This window comes from Paenibacillus sp. WLX1005 (assembly GCF_046603685.1).
Taxonomy (GTDB): Bacteria; Bacillota; Bacilli; order Paenibacillales; family Paenibacillaceae; genus Saccharibacillus.
In genome coordinates, this window is record NZ_CP176756.1 from 5,109,192 (window position 1) to 5,125,885 (window position 16,694).

The window sequence follows — 16,694 nt, forward strand, 5'->3', positions numbered from 1 at the left end:
GTGATCACCTCCATCAAATGAATTACCCTCATTGTACCGTTGGATGCTAACGGTGACAATTGATGAATACAACGAATTCGCTACTAGCATCAGTTCCTATTTATAGAAGCCGAATCAGGTCTTATCCCCTGATTCGGCTTCTTGTATACAACACATTTCGATTACTGAATATCCTTCAACACATCCAGCAGCATCTGCTTGAACAGTGGACGATCAATACCTTCGCACACGCGTACATTCGCCTGCTGACCAAGCCGTCCATTAATATCGACTACGCTATAGCCGCGCGTCCATTCGCCTTTCGTTTCCACATCGACAAAGTACTCATGCGACTCTGTCATCACGGCTTCATTCGCCGCCACTGCCATGAGCAGCGTATCGGGATGCGTTGTACCGTTCAGACGATGCACCTGCTTGTTAAACTGCATCACCACGCGATTCACATCGATAAAAAATTGCGAACCAGACGTGCCAAGTGTCTGAATTTCTGCATGATCGTCGTCATCCATCAAGGAGTGGCGAGTACACATCTCCCAACCGACCATCGTCGTCGGGATGCCGGAGCGTAGAACGATATGCGCCGCTTCAGGATCGACGTAAAAATTGTACTCTGCCGCCGGGGTAATATTGCCGAGTGCATTGTTCGTGCCACCCATTACGTACAAATGAGGGATTTTTGGTACAATGGTTGGGTCTTTTTGGATCGCCATCGCGATATTGGTCAGCGGCGCAATTGCCAGCAGATGGATCTCACCCGGATATTGATGCACCGTTTGAATTAGAAAATCCACAGCATGACCATCTGCTGGACGCTGAATCGCTGGGGGAAAGTTGGAACCGCCCATACCATCGCTACCATGCACATCTTCCACTGTTCGATGATGCTCTGCATTCCATGTCGTCAGCAGAGGACGCTCACACCCTTTGTAGACTGGAATCTGTCCATGTTCGCCGCCTTTGCCAGCAACTTGGATCGTATAAAGTGCATTTTCTACTTCCTGATCGAACTGCACGTTACCACCAGTCATCATAATGCCTTGTACGTCAAAATGATGCAGTGCAGTCAAAATAGCGATCGTATCGTCACCAGCCGTATCGGTATCAATAATAGCTTTGCGTAGCGTAGTCATAAGGTTCTCTCCTGTTCGGATAAGGATGTAGTACATTTAGAGCTATGATATTAATTGGAATCGTATTGATTGGTGCTATAAATAAGCTGTATATAGATGAATTGCATGTAGATACATTGCATACAAAGGTGTGACATGACTAGTTGCATATAGGATGGATACCATCGTCATGTACACTACGTTGTCTTTTCGCATATACACATTATTCATCTCGCAGTGCCAGACCAGTACGCAGGGCATATGCCCAATCCTGTCTTCCGCGAGATGCTGCCTGCAATGCTGCACGTTCCCAATCATAAACGATAGAACGATGCGTCACATTCCAGCGTCCGTCGGTATAATCCAGCACAGCGTACTGTGCATGTGGAACACGCGATTCCATCACATGGTCATACGGCAGATCGTCATGATAGGCGGGCAAGCCGATGCTGCCTGGATTGATGATCATACGTCCGTCAGGCAAATATTTGATGCTTGGCACATGGGTATGAGCACACAGAATCATGGGCTGCTCAATCCCGTTTAGCAGTTGAAGTAGCTCGTCATCGGAACGCCATTGCGTGCCTTGTGGCTCAATCTTTTCTAGCAAAGGCACATCGTCTACTGTCGGCTGAGCATGACACATGTACAGGTGTTCTGTTGTACGAACCAGTGGCAATTCTAGCAACCATTGAATCTGTTCTACACGTAGTTGCTCTATCACATAGTCAAACGTGGCATTAGGCGGCGCAATCGGATCGTTACGCTTTTGGAACTGATTTGGTTCGTCAGCGACACTTGTTATGCCATTCTCCAACTCACGATCCTGATTGCCACGAATGGAGAGAATCGTACGATCCATCAGGCGCTGCGCGGTTTCTCGTGGATAGAGCGCTCCATATACACTGTCGCCCAGATTGTAAATGTCCGTAATGCCCTGTGTATCGATATCATGCAATACGGCATCCAGTGCAGCGATATTGCCATGAATGTCTGCAATGATGGCGATCATTTGCCTTTCAGTTGCCATATGGTTTCCCTCCATTTCGCGCTGTGCTTGCTGCTCATGAACAGACTATTATTTCAGCCAGTCTGAATAGAAATTCCGGTAGCCTTCTTTCATGATTCGACTCGCAAAGGTGCTGAACGCGTAGTCCCGGTTGTCCTGCGAATATCGGCGCGGCGAGGAAGCCGCCATATTGACCAGCTCAAACCAGTTACGCTCATTACCAGCAAAGGAATGCGTAGAGCTAATATGGTCGTAGCACGGATGCTCTGGCTTGACGACGATCTTGCCCATCGCAAGCGCTTCGGTCAGCGGCATGGCAAATGTATCGAAGCGAGAACAGCTCCAGTATACCTTTGAGCTATTCATCAGCTGAAACACCTCATCCTGAGACAACGCGAATTGTAACTTCACATTGGACGGAATATCGTATTTCTTCATACTTTCGCGGTACCGTTCGCCGCCAAATACCATATATACTTCCTTATCCGGGTTGTGACGCGCGTATTCGATCACCAGATCGGGACGACGATTCTCTTCATCTCTGCCGATCCATAGAATGCGATTCTCTACAACATCGTCAGGATTAAAATGCGCTTCCGCTAGTTGCTCACTAAAGCCGATCGGAATCACATCCACATTCGTCACGTTAAATTGCGACGCCATTTGTCGTTTAAGAAACGGAGTCTGTACGACCGCCCGATCCACCATACTGTAAAATGGCTTCATCATCTCATATCCGGTCAGCGCTGGATCGGGGAAGCTGTGCGGAAACAGTACACTTCTAGGCAAAAACATCTTCAAAAATGTAAACCCGGACACCGTATACAGCACATGTTCAATGTTATGACTATGTATCTGATCCAGCACGATATCGTAGTTGACCAGATCGCCCTTCTCATGCTCATAGCCGGGCAGCCAATCGTACCCGCTCACATGGCGCTCTGGCGAAATAAACACCACTTCCACGCCCAATTCCGCACTCAACGCCTTCAGCCGTTCCGCGAACACCCGCGGTCCCTGATTCTCGGTAAACTGGATTTTGCGCATAACCAATCCGATCTTTGTCATAAATCTGTTCTTCCTCCCGTCTGCCTGCAATATTCATTACCACTATATCGAGTTTGCCGCCATCTGCCAACTGTCCGACTGGATCAGAACGCACCAATAGCCCTGTAAGATAAGACGAACATGATCTCACAAGGCTGTTGGTATTTCTATTGGGTCGTTCTGTTGCTCTGTTCCTACTCTTGTCATTGCTCCGTCACTGCACTGTATCGTACTACACTTTAAATCCCTTCAGATCGGGTTGTTGCAGCAATTTGTAATACAGATTGGTCGCATCCAAGCCGCCAGTTTCCGAGATAGCGAAGTATGGAATCTGCCCTGCCTGAATATAACCAAGCGACTGATACAGCAGATTAGACGGATCGCCGTCCCGAGTGTCCAATACAAGTAATATGCGATCTGCTTGCTCCGCAGCCTGCTGTGCCTGCTCCATCAGCAGACGAGCGATGCCGCGGCGACGAAACTTGGGATGCACCATCAGCTTGGCAATATCGGCGCGATGAGCCCCGTTCGGTTTGCCACATAGCTGTACCTGTATCGTTCCCGCCAGTTGTCCATCCACCTCAGCGATTAGCAAAATAACACCCGGTGCTGGGACGCTTTGCCAGTATTGCCCCGCTTCCTGCTCCGACAAAGGCGGCAAAAATCCAATCGATGCTCCATCATGTACGACTGTAATCAGCATCTCCGTGAATGCTGCCAAGTGGCTGTCCAATTGCTCTAATACGCGAATCTGAACCGATGTTGTCATATGCCCTCTCCCCCACGCAGGATAATGACAAGCATTGTCCTGCTCTGTATCTCATATTTCGTTGCCATCAGCGCCTGTCGGTTCTGTGTAACACGATATCGTTAGTATAAAATCCAGCAACAACGAGAAAAAGGGCAAACCGACGGCGATCCTTTTCCGCTTTTGTTATACATTGTCGTTGAAACTCAGGTCGTTCGCTCCTGCATGCAACCGTCGCAACCTATTTCCACAACCAGCTACTCTTCTTCTCGAAACCACAATCTGCCAAAATCTACCCAGCCGCGTTCATTGATCTGCACATCACATAACGAAGGATGGAAGACCATCGCCGCCGTTCGCTCCGTCAGAAATACACAGCTATACGCCTGACGCAGCTCGTCATGTACCGCATCCAGCCAATCACTAACAGAGAACAAGCAGGTATCATCCAAAACCGTAGCATGTATATCGGCAAGCTGTTGTTGCTGATTATAATAACGATCGCACATCCCATTGTGAGCATCATGTTCAGACAGCAAACGGTCAGTCCATGTCTGTAGCCTGATCAACGAATCGTCAGGCAGTAAGCGGCGAATCAAGCTATTGCTAGACTGGATATATTCCAGCTGACGATATAGCCCACCACTCACAACCGCTTCAAATAGTAGCAAATCCGCCTTGGCTAGCACAGATTCGCTATTCAGCTCTGACCATGGCACAATCTGTACAGACAAACGAATACCGATTGCAGCATAAGCATCGCGCAGCCAATACGCCGCCCGCTCATGCCGCTGAAAGGTGTACAAATGTAGCTCGCTACCATCATATGCAGATTGCTGTACCTGTTGTATGGCGTACTGTATATCAGTTTCTATTGGAAAAGGATCGTCAGCAAAAAGGGGCTTTCCACTGTTTGTATGATCCGATTGCAAAGAAGCAGCACGAAGTGCATGTTTATGCCACTGTTCCGCCTGCATTGGTGGCAAATGATCGGCTGTACCACTCCCATCGTGCACGGTCAGACCAGTTGCTGGCATGCCATACGTATCCCCCAGCTCCATCATCATCGCCAGACGATCTACTCCATAACAGAATGCTTGCCGCAACGCCTCATCCTTTGCCAGTATGCCATATCTGCGGTTCAGCATCAGCATAGATACACCAGTCGGTGTCTCCTGACGTGGTAAATGGTCAAACACGGCGGTATCGAATTCTCCAGTCAACACGGTCAATACGCCCGGACGATAGCCAGAAGACACCGACATCTCCTGCTCTGGTACGATCAGAATCTCAATCTCGTCCAGCAAAGCCCCTTGCCCGTAATATGAATCAAAACGTTCCAGCACACATCTACCCGCCGTACGTTCATTCAGCCGATATGATCCGGTTCCAATCGGCAGAATAATAGTTTCAGCAGCATCTATTCCCGCTGGCACAATAGAGGCACCGCTATGACTGAGCAATAGCGGCAACAGACGATTCGGCTGATTCAGTTCAATGATCACTTTGTGCGGATGGACGGCATGAATCTCGTTTACCGTTTGCATGAGCCAGCGATGCGCATAAGTTCCATTCATGAGCCGCTGCAAACTGGCAACCACATCATCCGCCGTCAACAATCGGTCATTATGAAATCGCACATGCTTATGCAGATAAAAGCTCCATCTCGTCGCATCCGCATTGCCTTCCCAATGATGCGCGATACCCGGCTGCAATGAATCGGTCGGCACATCGTATTCCACCAACCGACTGTATACTTGGTATATCAATTGTGTATCAAATGCAAACACCGCATCCGCCGGATCGAGACACACAATCGGACGATAAATCGGCAAACGCAGCGTCTCTTTTAGCAACACCGATGAATCCTGATTCCTCTGATGACCCTGATATCCAAAATAACTGCCCAACCAGTCCATAAACACAGACTGCACCTCCACCGGAACTCCCGGCTGATGCAGCCAGTCAAACGCACCCGGTACATCCCCATGCTGTACCCGTTCCTTCGCTTCATCCAGCACGACCTGCGCCAACGGTCGGCAAAAGGTCAATACCGACGTATGACCACGTCCACGACCGGATACAAATACAATCCAGCCCGCTTCCATCAACCGAGAAGTGATCAGGCGAGCATTGCGCGAAGTACAGCACAGCGCCGCTGCCAGTTCTGCCATCGTGACATGAAACGCTTCATCCTGACCGCGTTGCTGCCAGCACAGTCTCAACCGCACATACTCTTCAGCAAGCCGCATGATCGTCCACCTCCCTATGTATGTTACGCATATCCGCTTTTATGTATCGTTAGCCACCGATGTATACACTGCTCCAAATGCTCTGTAGTCTCCGTCTGCTGAGCAAGTAGCTGCGTTCGTGGCCAGATCGGCGGCTCCTGACGCAGATCCTTTTGAATTAAGAGCAGCATCCAGATGGAGTACACGATGGCGTACACCAGATAATCCTGCTCAAATTTGGCAAAGAAAACATATTCGCTCGTCAGCCCGGCTCCCTCTCGATCTGGTGCAAATAGCTGCTCTGATTCATTTAGCGCTAGATCAGTAAACCAGTAATGTTCCAGCAAGGAATGACGCAGCGATGGAGTCATACTACGCGGGAACAACGGATGGGATAGATCCAGCAGATGATACACATCCCAGAACAGTGAACCTATATGGCTATGTTCCCAATCCAGCACCATTAGCTGCTCCTGTGGATTGACGCCGTAATTGCCAGTATGTAGATCGCCATGCAGCAGCACAGCTCGCTGGGATGATAGGCGTTGTACCGTTTCAGCGATATCCTGTTTCAGCCAACGTAACCATATATCCGGTTGCTGACGGATGTCGTCTACCTCGGTTACATCTGTAGCAGAAGCATTCCATGAGGATACTTCACACAATACTGGCAATTGCAGCAATATCTCCTCAGCCTGCTGCCAGCGTGATATGACCGATGAGGCAATGTCAGGCAACGGCGGCTTTTGCCCGACTTGCGGAAATGGCATCAATTGACTCACATCCACCCGATGCCAGCACACCATCTGCTCCACGATCTGCAATAGCTGCTTGTCACTATGAACATGATTCAGCACACCGATATCCTCCATCACGATCCAGCGTAACGGATGAACGATAAAGGATGTGGTAAGGGACGCTTCATGTTCAGCATTGTCTATCCACTGATGGACGTCAGCCTGTTCTTCTGCCGGAGCAGCACAGACGAGCAGTTGCGGATACCGGGGCGGCATGGGCAAGCTTTCCAGCAATGGCATCACTTGTACATACGCCCTGATTTCGCGAAAGGAATCTTCTCCCTGCGGAAGTGGTTTGTAAATATAGCTGCTGCCATCTTCCAGCCAAAAGCGCTGTACCGAATGTCCATGCAACCCTGTATAGATAACCTCGCTATGTATTGCCAGCTGTGGATGCAATTGACCGTCATGCTGCACAAGTTGTGTCCAATCAACCGACTTCATATACTTCACACCTCCTACTAATTTTCCGTGTGCGTGTGCGTGTGCGTGTGCGTGTGCGTGTGCGTGTGCGTGTGCGTGTGCGTGTGCGTGTGCGTGTGCGTGTGCGTGTGCGTGTGCGTGTGCGTGTGCGTGTGCGTGTGCGTGTGCGTGTGCGTGTGCGTGTGCGTGTGCGTGTGCGTGTGCGTGTGCGTGTGCGTGACAATTGTAGCGTCGTACATACTCGCATGCCAATACGCTATGTTCAAAAATTCCGTTGCCACTCTAACCTTATGTATTACTATATCACGCCCCAATATCGCTACACCAAACACAACCTGACACCGAACAGATATGCTCTACTCCATCGAAAAGAATTGTACATAGCAAAAAAAGGCATCTTCATTCGGATGCCCTTTTCGTAGATCTATAGATGAATCTCATGCCTGTACACATACCCTGTAGATCAAAATTCCTCATACTCCGCCGGATCTTGATCCCATAGACGCTTGTTATCCTTGCTGAACGCGGAGATGGTTTTCAATTGCTCGTCCGTTAGCTCAAAGTCGAAGATATCCAGATTCTCGTGCTGGTGCTCACGCGAACCCGCTTTGGGAATCGGAACAGCGCCGAGTTGCGTATGCCAGCGCAAAATGATCTGCGTCGGCGTCTTGCCATATGAATCAGCGATTTCTTTGATCCCGGCATCTTCCAATACACTTTCGCCGCGTCCGCGACCGAGCGGGCTCCACGATTCGGTAATGATGCCATGCTTGTCATTGGCAGCACGCTGCTCTGCCTGTTCAAAATACGGATGCAGCTCTACTTGATTCAGTACTGGTGCAACGCCTGTTTCCTTAATAATGCGTTCCAGATGCTCCGGCAGGAAGTTGCTGACGCCGATGGAGCGAACATAACCACGCTTCCGCGCTTCGATGAGCGCTTGCCATGCTTCTACATATTGATCCTGTTTCGGATTCGGCCAGTGAATAATGTACAGGTCAAAATAGTCCAATCCTGTACGAAGCAACGATTCTTCTACAGTTACAAGCGCTTCGTCATATGCGTGGTGACGACCGGGCAGCTTGGAGCAGACACGCAGCTGATCGCGCGGAACCGAGCTTTCGCGCACAGCACGTCCTACCGCACCTTCATTCTCATAGTTAAACGCCGAGTCGATCAGTCGATAGCCGACGTCGATCCCCTGCTTGATGGATTCTACACCTTGATGACCGTTAAGTGAGTAAGTACCCAGCCCAATCGCTGGAATGTCCAGTCCGTCGTTCAGCTTCTTGGTTGGAACTTGGCTTGGCATATGATAATTCCTCCTTATCCGAATGGATTACTAGAATGTCCTACTCTAGCACTTTAAACATATAGGTATGCAAAAGAAACCCATCTTTTTACAATCAAGATGGGTTTCCGATATGGTTCAATCCGTATATACGTTTAGAACGATTGGCACAAGATGTGAATACAAGCTGATTTTTATTCGTTTAACAACGAAAAAACATCGATATTTCTCATATCCTTGCCAATTCAGCGCTTGATCGCCTTCGTCCAGAATCCGCCGTGAAACTCGCGCGGCTCTACCATGATGACAAAGGCTTTTGGATCGATCTCCAAAATGTTCTTATACAAATTCTCGCGGTTTTTGCGTTTGGCGAGAATCTCCATCATGATGCGTTCGCCATCGCGACCGTGACCGATCCAGGCGGTGACGCCGTAGCCTTTGTCGCGCAGCACTTCAGCGAGACGATAATTCGGCGCGTCGCTGATTACCTTGACGGTAATGTAGCCGAGGGCAATTTTCTCCTCAATCCACGACCCTAGCAGAATGCCCATGCCGTAACCGACCGCATAGACGACCAGACTGACGATCTGATCCAGATAGCTGAGCACCATATTCAAGCCGAGCACATAAATGACAACCTCCACGGTGCCAATACTGGCTGCCACATACTTCTGACCTTTGAGTGTCAGAATCGTGCGCAGCGTATACGCCGTTACATACACAATCTGAATCGCAAAAATAAACAGCAAAATCGTAAACATGTCACCAAAACACCTTTCCGGGCATTCCCCTCAGCTTCGCGTACGCATATTCTCCGCGCTTGCACAAACCTTCCGTCAGAGCAACACAATTCCACCAAAAATCATCTTATTTTTAGCTGTGGAACCGATAGACCGCCTGCGTCATCGTTCTCTTTTAATAGTAAAATAAGAACATAAGTTCCCTTATATGGAAATAATATCGCAAAAGGAGCTGAACATCATGTCCGTTACGCAACCGTTAAGCGAACAATACAGGCAGCGGCTACGGCAGGCATCTTGGCGGATGCAGTACCGCGCCAAAACCAGATTATATCATGAAAAGGTAAGTTTGAATGAGCAAATCCAACCATTTCCCGTAAAAACGGATGAAATGGAGTCAATTGTCATGCAGGAATGGATGCATAGCCTGCCTTGGGAAAAAGCAAAGCAGATTATGATCGGTCTGTACGTGGACGGTCGCAACGAACAGGAGCTGGCAGACCAGCTGCAAATCAGTCAACAGGCGGTGAACCGATGGAAGCGCAAAAGCTTGCAATTCCTCTCTCAGACGAGCAATTTATGACCTTGCTACAACAAGCGCGTCAACCGGATGGACAGCAGGCAATGTTGAAACTGCTGGACTATTACGAGCCGGAAATGCGCCAGCTTAGTCGTTACATGCATATGGCACCCGAAGACGCGATGCAGTCGCTGCGACTGGAGCTGATTGAGCTGCTCAAGGAGCAGCCGCCAGTTGTGTAACATAGTCCGCGATATCCACCCGACAGCAACAGCAACAGCAACAGCAACAGCAACAGCAACAGCAACAGCAACAGCAACAGCAACATGTGTCAGTATCGCCATGAATCCGGTAAAAATCAAGTTCATGTTCTCATCGTTTGATACAATTCTTTCACGCTTCAATCACTGTATGTTCGTCAATACTCAAGCTTGTACTAACGCCGACAATTCGGCGGCGAAGACCTGTTCTTCCCGTTCATTAAAAGTAGATAATAGCACCGTAACGATACCAGTCTCTCTTCGTTTCGGCTGTACATCAAGCACCTTCACTACCGTATGCAACACATCGCCGGGACGTACTGGACGAATGAATTTGACGTTGTTCATAGCAGTTCCAGCGATCACATCTTCGCCGTAGCTGCCAGTTTCTACCCACAATTTAAACGACACTGCCAGCGTCTGGATACCGGAAGCGATAATGCCGCCAAAGCGTCCAGCACTGGCTTTTTCTGCATCCAAATGCATATATTGCGGATCGTATTCTGTTGCAAACGCATGGATATTGTCATCTTTCATCGTCAATGTACCAGTCTCAAATATCTGACCGATGTAAAATTCATTCAACTTCATCTCTCGCACCTCTTGCGTATAGGATCTGTAGCAGGTCAATCGAACTCGGTTAAGTATGCGCGTCCTCTGTTATTTCCGTCAACTCTCTAGCGCACACCGCTACCAATCTCTGCTTGTACAGCAAAGGCCCCCTGCATGCAGGAGGCTTGTGCGTATATTGAGGAACATATATTGAGAAGCGTATATTTCAATAGTTTCGAGATTATCTTCCGATCACGATTGTGGCGGTTGAAGTACTTCTTGTTCCACTTCTTCCGGCCAGTGCAGCTGTACGCCGCGATGCGTTAGCAGCTCCTGGTAGCGACTAACATGCTCGCTGGAAGCATACACCTCCTGCGGTGTCAATTCATTGGCAATCGCATATGCCGCCAGATACCCCGCCGCTTCACCGATATTCCACTCGACTGGATGTAGACGATAGCAGCCGCCAGCAATTTGGGTCATGCTAATATTTTTGCAGGCAGGCAGCAGATTTGTGATACGTACCGGAATGAGTGAGCCTAGCGGAATCTCGAACGGATAATTCGGAATGTAAAAGGTACGGTGTGTCTTCACCGTCGGATGCAGATCGAGCGAATAGCTGCCGATGCCGACGCTATCTTCGTAGCGCTTGATTCCCTGTTCACCGCGTAGCTCTTTGCTCACATCATGTTCGTTGATGGTGTACATGCCTTTGATCCGGCGTGATTCGCGGATATATGGCGATTTGGCAAGCCCATCTTCCGTACCGAGAATATCACCGCGCAAACGGATACCCGGATAGCCTTTGCCCCCATCTAGACGCGGCGCTTCGGTTTGCAGCCAATAGACGAGTGACAGCGTCAGCTGACGCGCACTTTCCAGATTCGGTAGGCGTTCTTGTAATGGCACACCTGTCACTGGACCAGCGTAATAATCGTTCATCGCCCAATTGAGCAGACTGACTTCGGCGCTCAGTTGTTCCGTCCAGATCGCTGGATCGACGATGCGGCGGTAATCCCACAATGAAGTGACACCTTGCTCATTCGGGAACAATGTGAACTCCTTGAGCTTGCTCGTATCGTTGGCATCTGTCGCATACCAGCTCAGAATCGGATACTCGGAAAAGGAAGGCTTGTATGCTTTCCAGTATTCGTACTGCTCTGGCTTGTCGATAGTAAAGTCGCCACCTTCGATATAATCCACTGCTGCCACATGGGTGATCGACTGCATATCCAGTGGCTCCGCTTCATCCAGCGCATGCGGCTCGTTCGTTTGCGATTTGGATTCAGCGCCGCTCACATACTCTGTACCGCTAAGTTCCAGCAGATCGCCTTCATCTGTACCGTCGAGATAGTAGGCGCCGATCAGTGTGGAATAGCGAGAATCGCAATCCCCGGTATGACGCACGGTTACGGATACAATCTCATCATGCGCCGTCACGGCTTCCACTGGTTCGGTATGGTATAGCACTTCAATGCGTCCAGTGTTGAGGTACACCGCCAGCATATCCTCCAGCACTTGTAGCGCAATCTTCGGCTCATGTGCCAGTCGACTCACCCAGCCATTGCCAGGATTGAGGATCGGATTTTCCAGCGCTTCTTCGGTCAGTGGATAGTTGAGACGATAATATTCACGCACCCGTTCCCGAAATTCGATAAACGTTCCTGGCGCGCCGATGCCTTTTTCAATCCAGCGATGTTCATCTGGCGGCACTGCCTGTGAGGTGAGCTGTCCACCAATCCAATCGGTCGGCTCGGTCAAAATAACTTTCAAGCCCTGACGTGCAGCCGCCAGTGCGCCCAGCGTACCGCCGAGACTCGCACCGATGACGATAACGTCCGCCTGTAATGTGCGGTAGCCGGTTGGCGGCTGGTTCGTCGTTTGCAAAATCGGTTGCTGTGTATGGGAATGATGATGTTGACTCATAATTTGGTACTCCTTTCGGCTGATCATGTAGTAGTTATGCTAGAAATGAAAAGACAACGTTCATTGTAGACGGACAGATAATCCAACCTCAAACATACGGTTCCACGGCATATAACAGTCGCGAATCTCGATCGTATGCCCTTCTTGGGTGAGATAGCGGGCGATAAATTGCTCTAATCCAGTACGCACCATCTCGGAGACAAGTCCGCGCGGTCCATCTAGCCGGAATTTATCCAATCCGAGTTCCTGAATCGGACCATTGCTGAGCGCTTTGCGCACAACCGAATCATATCCGAAGTCCTCCACATACCGCAGCGCCAGAAAATGGTCATGGCGACGACTATCTCCATATTGTGCGTACAGCATCGACTGCGCAATAACGGTGCCGAGCGTATTGGAGCTTGTATTCCAGCCTGCATATCCAGCGAGACGGTACAATATTCCTTTTTGCCGTAACAGATCTAACAATTCCAGATCTCCACCGTTGGCATATGCAATATCCGCGATTGCAACGACCGGGCGTTGCGGTGGACGGCGATCTGTCGCAGGAGCAGTATGCTGAGGGAGCGAATGCGATTCGTAAGAAGTCGCATCTGCCGCATCCATTTCATCGCGGGCATGAATCTTCCTTCCATTTGCCAGTTCATCTGCTATGTCATTAGCAAATGAAGCATCGTTCTCTATCTGCGGCGCTTCTTCCGCTGCAAGGTAGGTGGCACGATATGCCGCTTCCTGCTTGCGATCATGCTTGCTTAGCAAATATGCGGCATACTCGACCAGCTCCACCACGGTACGCTCGGTATCATAGTTGGCAGACGGCGCGCCCTGATTGACGGCTTCGCCCATTTTCTCGCCCGGTGTATTCACCAGCAGCACGATATCCGCTTCTGCTGAACTGTCAGCAACGATGCCACCGGCAGCGATAATCTGGTATTTTAACGTTTCGTATAACCGCCGGTCTTCGTACGCTGGGATGATATGTGGCCCTTCTACTGAGCCAAATCGTGGATAGATCAGCGGTACAGCATTGTTAAGCGTATTAACCATGCGTGCGACCAGTGTACATCCGACCTCGTCTGCCCCGGGATACATGTACACTCTTGTCCCTAATTGCCGCTCCCGAATGCCTGCTCGCACAAGCTGCTGATCGCGAGCAGTATAACCATATGGCGCTGAATCGTCCTGCGGGAAAATCAGAAAATCAATCGTGCCGTCCGCCACATATTCCAACGCCAGTCGATTGGCTTCCCGGTTAATCGCGCGGCGACCCAGATAGTCGTCCAGTACCTCCTGCGGCAGACGGCTATTGATGTCATCCAGCTCCGCCTGCTCCTCTGTCGTCAGCGATTGTACTTCTGACAGATGCTCCAGATACCCTTTGCGGAAAATCTCGCGTCCCCAGTCAGCATAATAGTCCGGCTCCTCATCTGACGACGAATATTGCGGACAACGCATGATCAGTTGAAATGCGTAGATGATTAGCTGCGGGTTGTTTTCTTTTAATGTACGTAGATACCGCAAGCGTTCGGCAATCTCTTCACTGCTCCATTCATGCAGTCGGGAAGGAACGATGCCGCCATATAACAGCGTATCAAGCGACAATACCGCTCCGCTGGCTTGTCTCGTTTCCATTTCCGTCCATGTCCATAGCCGGGATGTATCGGCAGGTTGCTTTTTCTGCCCCATCCATTCAATCGGCGGACGCAGCGGCTCGTAATCCGTTGAGCGAGCAAGCCGATACGGAAAATGAAAATTGCACGGTCGCTCGTCCAGCGGCATGATAACGATCTGTCCTTTTGTACCAATGGTTGTATTCATGATTATGCAGACTCCTTTGGACGTATGTAGTGTCCGCAGACAGCAGTCGATGATCGCTAGGCATACTGTCCACGAACGAACGTACATGGATGTTAGACGGTCACTACATTCATACAAATTTACCCATAGTTAAAAACATCTGTATTCCCATCCAAACATATTACGGCGCAAAAGTAAAATCCAGCCCCATATTTTGCTTATTTAGCAAACGTTAATTGAGAACACCTGCCTCTCTTTGTCCCTCAAAACAAAGCAGCATCTCGTCCCTTACTGTATATGTAAAAATAAAAGGCATTGGTACAACCAACATAAAAAAAAAGATTGCATACTCGCCATCTTCTCTTTATAAAAAGCGATATCTGTACATCTCCGCATACATTTTCAGCTACATTACAGATAAATCACACAGTACGAAAGAAAGGGACAGGCGAATCGCCTATCCCTTTACCGCTCCTGCCAGACCTTCCATATAATAACGCTGGGTGAACAGGAACACGACGATGATCGGGATGACCGATATGATCGTGCCTGCTGCAATCCAGCCAAAGTTATACGAAAACTGTCCATTCAAATACGTAAGTGCCGCGGCGAGTGGATATTTCTCCGGGTCGTCCAGTACGACGATGGGCCAGAGGAAATTGTTCCAGAACGCCATTACTTCCAGCAGCATAATAACCGCGATGCCCGGCTTCACCAGCGGCAAGACGAGCTGCCACCAGATGCGCAGCTCAGAAGCGCCGTCCATTTTACCAGAATCGCGAATCTCGGACGGAATGCCGAGAAATGTCTGTCTCATGAGAAAAATATTAAATACCGATACCGCCGCAGGCAGTACGACGCCAAGATACGTATTGCCTAGATGCAGCCATTGGATTGTCAAATAATGCACAATCATCGCGGTCGCCGACGGAATGATCATCGTCGCAATCAGAATCGCAAACACGGTATCTCTGCCGCGAAAACGGAACAGCGCCAGCGGATACGCCGTCATACACGACAGCACAATATTGCAGACAACCCCGATCACGGTAATGATCACCGTATTCATAATGTAACGCGGGAAATTCATATAGTTCCATACCTGCGCATAGTTGGCGAAGTCAATAAACGTCGGCAAGATCGCTGGCGGATTCGCAAACACATTGCGCCCCGGCATCAGCGACACGCTGAGTAGCCATAGAAACGGGCCAGTCATAAACAGCGCCAACAGCAGTAGCAGTAGATAGGTAAGCGTATAATTCAGCATCTTTTTCATCCGGCGCGCCGTCACACCAGATGATACGGCATGGTTACGGGAATGCTCCATCGCATTGTTCATGAGTACGTCTGTACACCGCCTCTCCGGTTCAGACGGAACACAAAGATACTGAGCGCACCAACGATGACGCTGACGATCAGACCGAGCGCGGACGCATAACCGAAGTTGAACTGCTCCAGACCCTTCTGGTAAATGTATAGACTGGACGTTAGTGTCGCATTGCCCGGTCCGCCATTCGTCAGTACGAACATCTCGTCAAATACCCGAATGGCACCCATCAGCGAGATCAGCGTACAAAATAAAATATGCGGACGCAGCAACGGAATCGTAATCCGCAAAATTCGTTGCCAGCGCCCCGCTCCGTCGATCATCGCCGCTTCATACAGCTCTGACGGAATCCCTTGCAACCCGGCGAGGTACAGCACCATGTAATAGCCAAGCCCTTTCCACATCGTGATGAACATGAGCGCATACAGTGCGGTACTGCTTGTGGATAGCCAGCCGATTTGCTCCTGAATCAGACCGAGCTGCATCAGGATATAGTTGATTACCCCGTTGCTGCTGAACAGCCAGCTCCACATGAGCGCAACCGCCACCATCGAGGTGACGACCGGAATGTAGTAGGCGGCGCGAAATGCCTTGATCAGCGGCAGGCGAGTATTGACCAATATCGCCATCAGGATAGACAGGATCTGGATGCACGGTACGATCAGTACATATACGAGCGAATTCCAGAGTGAAGTCAAAAAGCTTTTGTCATGTACGGCAGTAACATAATTGTCCACGCCGACATAGTGGGTTTCTCCAATGACCGAATAATCGGTCAGGGACAGCGGAATACCGTATACAATCGGCCATAGCACGAATACGGCTACAATCAGCAGACCGGGAGCCATGAAGGCCCACGCGGCAAACGTCTCGGTTTTCATCCATCTCATCATGCTCGTTCACCGCCTTTGAAGGGT

At 49.8% G+C, this 16,694-nt stretch carries 15 protein-coding genes; 2 read left to right on the forward strand and 13 right to left on the reverse strand.

Annotated features, from left to right (window positions below):
- Positions 1-161 precede the first annotated feature (161 nt).
- The 8 genes from ACE3MZ_RS21875 to ACE3MZ_RS21910 form a co-directional block, all read right to left on the reverse strand.
- Positions 162-1,130, reverse strand: a complete 969-nt coding sequence (locus tag ACE3MZ_RS21875; RefSeq protein ID WP_411344197.1) for a nucleoside hydrolase — start codon at positions 1,128-1,130, stop codon at positions 162-164.
- A 202-nt stretch (positions 1,131-1,332) separates the two neighbouring features.
- Positions 1,333-2,139 (reverse strand): metallophosphoesterase family protein, encoded by an 807-nt coding sequence (locus tag ACE3MZ_RS21880; RefSeq protein WP_411344198.1) that lies wholly within the window; start codon positions 2,137-2,139, stop codon positions 1,333-1,335.
- 48 nt (positions 2,140-2,187) lie between these two features.
- Positions 2,188-3,186 (reverse strand): glycosyltransferase, encoded by a 999-nt coding sequence (locus tag ACE3MZ_RS21885; protein ID WP_411344199.1) that lies wholly within the window; start codon positions 3,184-3,186, stop codon positions 2,188-2,190.
- A gap of 211 nt (positions 3,187-3,397) precedes the next feature.
- Positions 3,398-3,934, reverse strand: a complete 537-nt coding sequence (locus ACE3MZ_RS21890; RefSeq protein ID WP_411344200.1) for a GNAT family N-acetyltransferase — start codon at positions 3,932-3,934, stop codon at positions 3,398-3,400.
- A gap of 236 nt (positions 3,935-4,170) precedes the next feature.
- Positions 4,171-6,165, reverse strand: a complete 1,995-nt coding sequence (locus ACE3MZ_RS21895) for an ABC transporter substrate-binding protein (protein WP_411344201.1) — start codon at positions 6,163-6,165, stop codon at positions 4,171-4,173.
- A 23-nt stretch (positions 6,166-6,188) separates the two neighbouring features.
- Complete coding sequence (locus ACE3MZ_RS21900) at positions 6,189-7,385, reverse strand: phosphotransferase family protein (RefSeq protein ID WP_411344202.1); 1,197 nt, start codon at positions 7,383-7,385, stop codon at positions 6,189-6,191.
- A 442-nt stretch (positions 7,386-7,827) separates the two neighbouring features.
- Positions 7,828-8,676: an aldo/keto reductase gene (locus ACE3MZ_RS21905; protein ID WP_411344203.1), complete on the reverse strand. Its 849-nt coding sequence runs from the start codon at positions 8,674-8,676 to the stop codon at positions 7,828-7,830.
- Positions 8,677-8,900: 224 nt separating this feature from the next.
- Positions 8,901-9,416: a DUF2179 domain-containing protein gene (locus tag ACE3MZ_RS21910; RefSeq protein ID WP_367063596.1), complete on the reverse strand. Its 516-nt coding sequence runs from the start codon at positions 9,414-9,416 to the stop codon at positions 8,901-8,903.
- A gap of 220 nt (positions 9,417-9,636) precedes the next feature.
- Here ACE3MZ_RS21910 and ACE3MZ_RS21915 point away from each other — a divergent pair, with 220 nt between their 5' ends.
- Positions 9,637-9,978, forward strand: coding sequence for a sigma-70 family RNA polymerase sigma factor (locus tag ACE3MZ_RS21915; RefSeq protein WP_411344204.1), 342 nt, complete (start codon positions 9,637-9,639; stop codon positions 9,976-9,978).
- Positions 9,975-10,157 (forward strand): hypothetical protein, encoded by a 183-nt coding sequence (locus ACE3MZ_RS21920; protein ID WP_411344205.1) that lies wholly within the window; start codon positions 9,975-9,977, stop codon positions 10,155-10,157. The genes ACE3MZ_RS21915 and ACE3MZ_RS21920 overlap by 4 nt, the downstream gene beginning before the upstream one ends.
- Positions 10,158-10,340: 183 nt before the next feature.
- Here the strand turns inward: ACE3MZ_RS21920 and ACE3MZ_RS21925 are convergent, their stop codons facing one another.
- The 5 genes from ACE3MZ_RS21925 to ACE3MZ_RS21945 all read right to left on the reverse strand — a co-directional run bounded on the left by ACE3MZ_RS21925 (position 10,341) and on the right by ACE3MZ_RS21945 (position 16,670).
- Entirely contained in the window at positions 10,341-10,766 is a 426-nt protein-coding gene (locus ACE3MZ_RS21925; RefSeq protein WP_411344206.1) for a MaoC family dehydratase, read from the reverse strand.
- A 213-nt stretch (positions 10,767-10,979) separates the two neighbouring features.
- On the reverse strand, positions 10,980-12,653 hold the full coding sequence (locus tag ACE3MZ_RS21930) for an FAD-dependent oxidoreductase (protein ID WP_411344207.1): 1,674 nt from the start codon (positions 12,651-12,653) through the stop codon (positions 10,980-10,982).
- 60 nt (positions 12,654-12,713) lie between these two features.
- Positions 12,714-14,471, reverse strand: coding sequence for a DUF4127 family protein (locus ACE3MZ_RS21935; RefSeq protein ID WP_411344208.1), 1,758 nt, complete (start codon positions 14,469-14,471; stop codon positions 12,714-12,716).
- A gap of 436 nt (positions 14,472-14,907) precedes the next feature.
- Positions 14,908-15,726 (reverse strand): carbohydrate ABC transporter permease, encoded by an 819-nt coding sequence (locus ACE3MZ_RS21940; protein ID WP_411346882.1) that lies wholly within the window; start codon positions 15,724-15,726, stop codon positions 14,908-14,910.
- Positions 15,727-15,785: 59 nt separating this feature from the next.
- Entirely contained in the window at positions 15,786-16,670 is an 885-nt protein-coding gene (locus ACE3MZ_RS21945; RefSeq protein ID WP_411344209.1) for a carbohydrate ABC transporter permease, read from the reverse strand.
- Positions 16,671-16,694 lie beyond the last annotated feature (24 nt).

What these genes read in the sequence shown, in the direction of transcription:
- ACE3MZ_RS21895 (WP_411344201.1), bottom strand. Translation starts at nt 6,165, where the DNA reads ATGCGGCTTGCTGAAGAGTATGTGCGGTTGAGACTGTGCTGGCAGCAA.
- ACE3MZ_RS21910 (WP_367063596.1), bottom strand. Translation starts at nt 9,416, where the DNA reads ATGTTTACGATTTTGCTGTTTATTTTTGCGATTCAGATTGTGTATGTA.
- ACE3MZ_RS21940 (WP_411346882.1), bottom strand. Translation starts at nt 15,726, where the DNA reads ATGAAAAAGATGCTGAATTATACGCTTACCTATCTACTGCTACTGCTG.
- ACE3MZ_RS21880 (WP_411344198.1), bottom strand. Translation starts at nt 2,139, where the DNA reads ATGGCAACTGAAAGGCAAATGATCGCCATCATTGCAGACATTCATGGC.
- ACE3MZ_RS21885 (WP_411344199.1), bottom strand. Translation starts at nt 3,186, where the DNA reads ATGACAAAGATCGGATTGGTTATGCGCAAAATCCAGTTTACCGAGAAT.
- ACE3MZ_RS21935 (WP_411344208.1), bottom strand. Translation starts at nt 14,471, where the DNA reads ATGAATACAACCATTGGTACAAAAGGACAGATCGTTATCATGCCGCTG.
- ACE3MZ_RS21875 (WP_411344197.1), bottom strand. Translation starts at nt 1,130, where the DNA reads ATGACTACGCTACGCAAAGCTATTATTGATACCGATACGGCTGGTGAC.
- ACE3MZ_RS21905 (WP_411344203.1), bottom strand. Translation starts at nt 8,676, where the DNA reads ATGCCAAGCCAAGTTCCAACCAAGAAGCTGAACGACGGACTGGACATT.
- ACE3MZ_RS21890 (WP_411344200.1), bottom strand. Translation starts at nt 3,934, where the DNA reads ATGACAACATCGGTTCAGATTCGCGTATTAGAGCAATTGGACAGCCAC.
- ACE3MZ_RS21945 (WP_411344209.1), bottom strand. Translation starts at nt 16,670, where the DNA reads ATGATGAGATGGATGAAAACCGAGACGTTTGCCGCGTGGGCCTTCATG.
- ACE3MZ_RS21925 (WP_411344206.1), bottom strand. Translation starts at nt 10,766, where the DNA reads ATGAAGTTGAATGAATTTTACATCGGTCAGATATTTGAGACTGGTACA.
- ACE3MZ_RS21915 (WP_411344204.1), top strand. Translation starts at nt 9,637, where the DNA reads ATGTCCGTTACGCAACCGTTAAGCGAACAATACAGGCAGCGGCTACGG.
- ACE3MZ_RS21900 (WP_411344202.1), bottom strand. Translation starts at nt 7,385, where the DNA reads ATGAAGTCGGTTGATTGGACACAACTTGTGCAGCATGACGGTCAATTG.
- ACE3MZ_RS21930 (WP_411344207.1), bottom strand. Translation starts at nt 12,653, where the DNA reads ATGAGTCAACATCATCATTCCCATACACAGCAACCGATTTTGCAAACG.
- ACE3MZ_RS21920 (WP_411344205.1), top strand. Translation starts at nt 9,975, where the DNA reads ATGACCTTGCTACAACAAGCGCGTCAACCGGATGGACAGCAGGCAATG.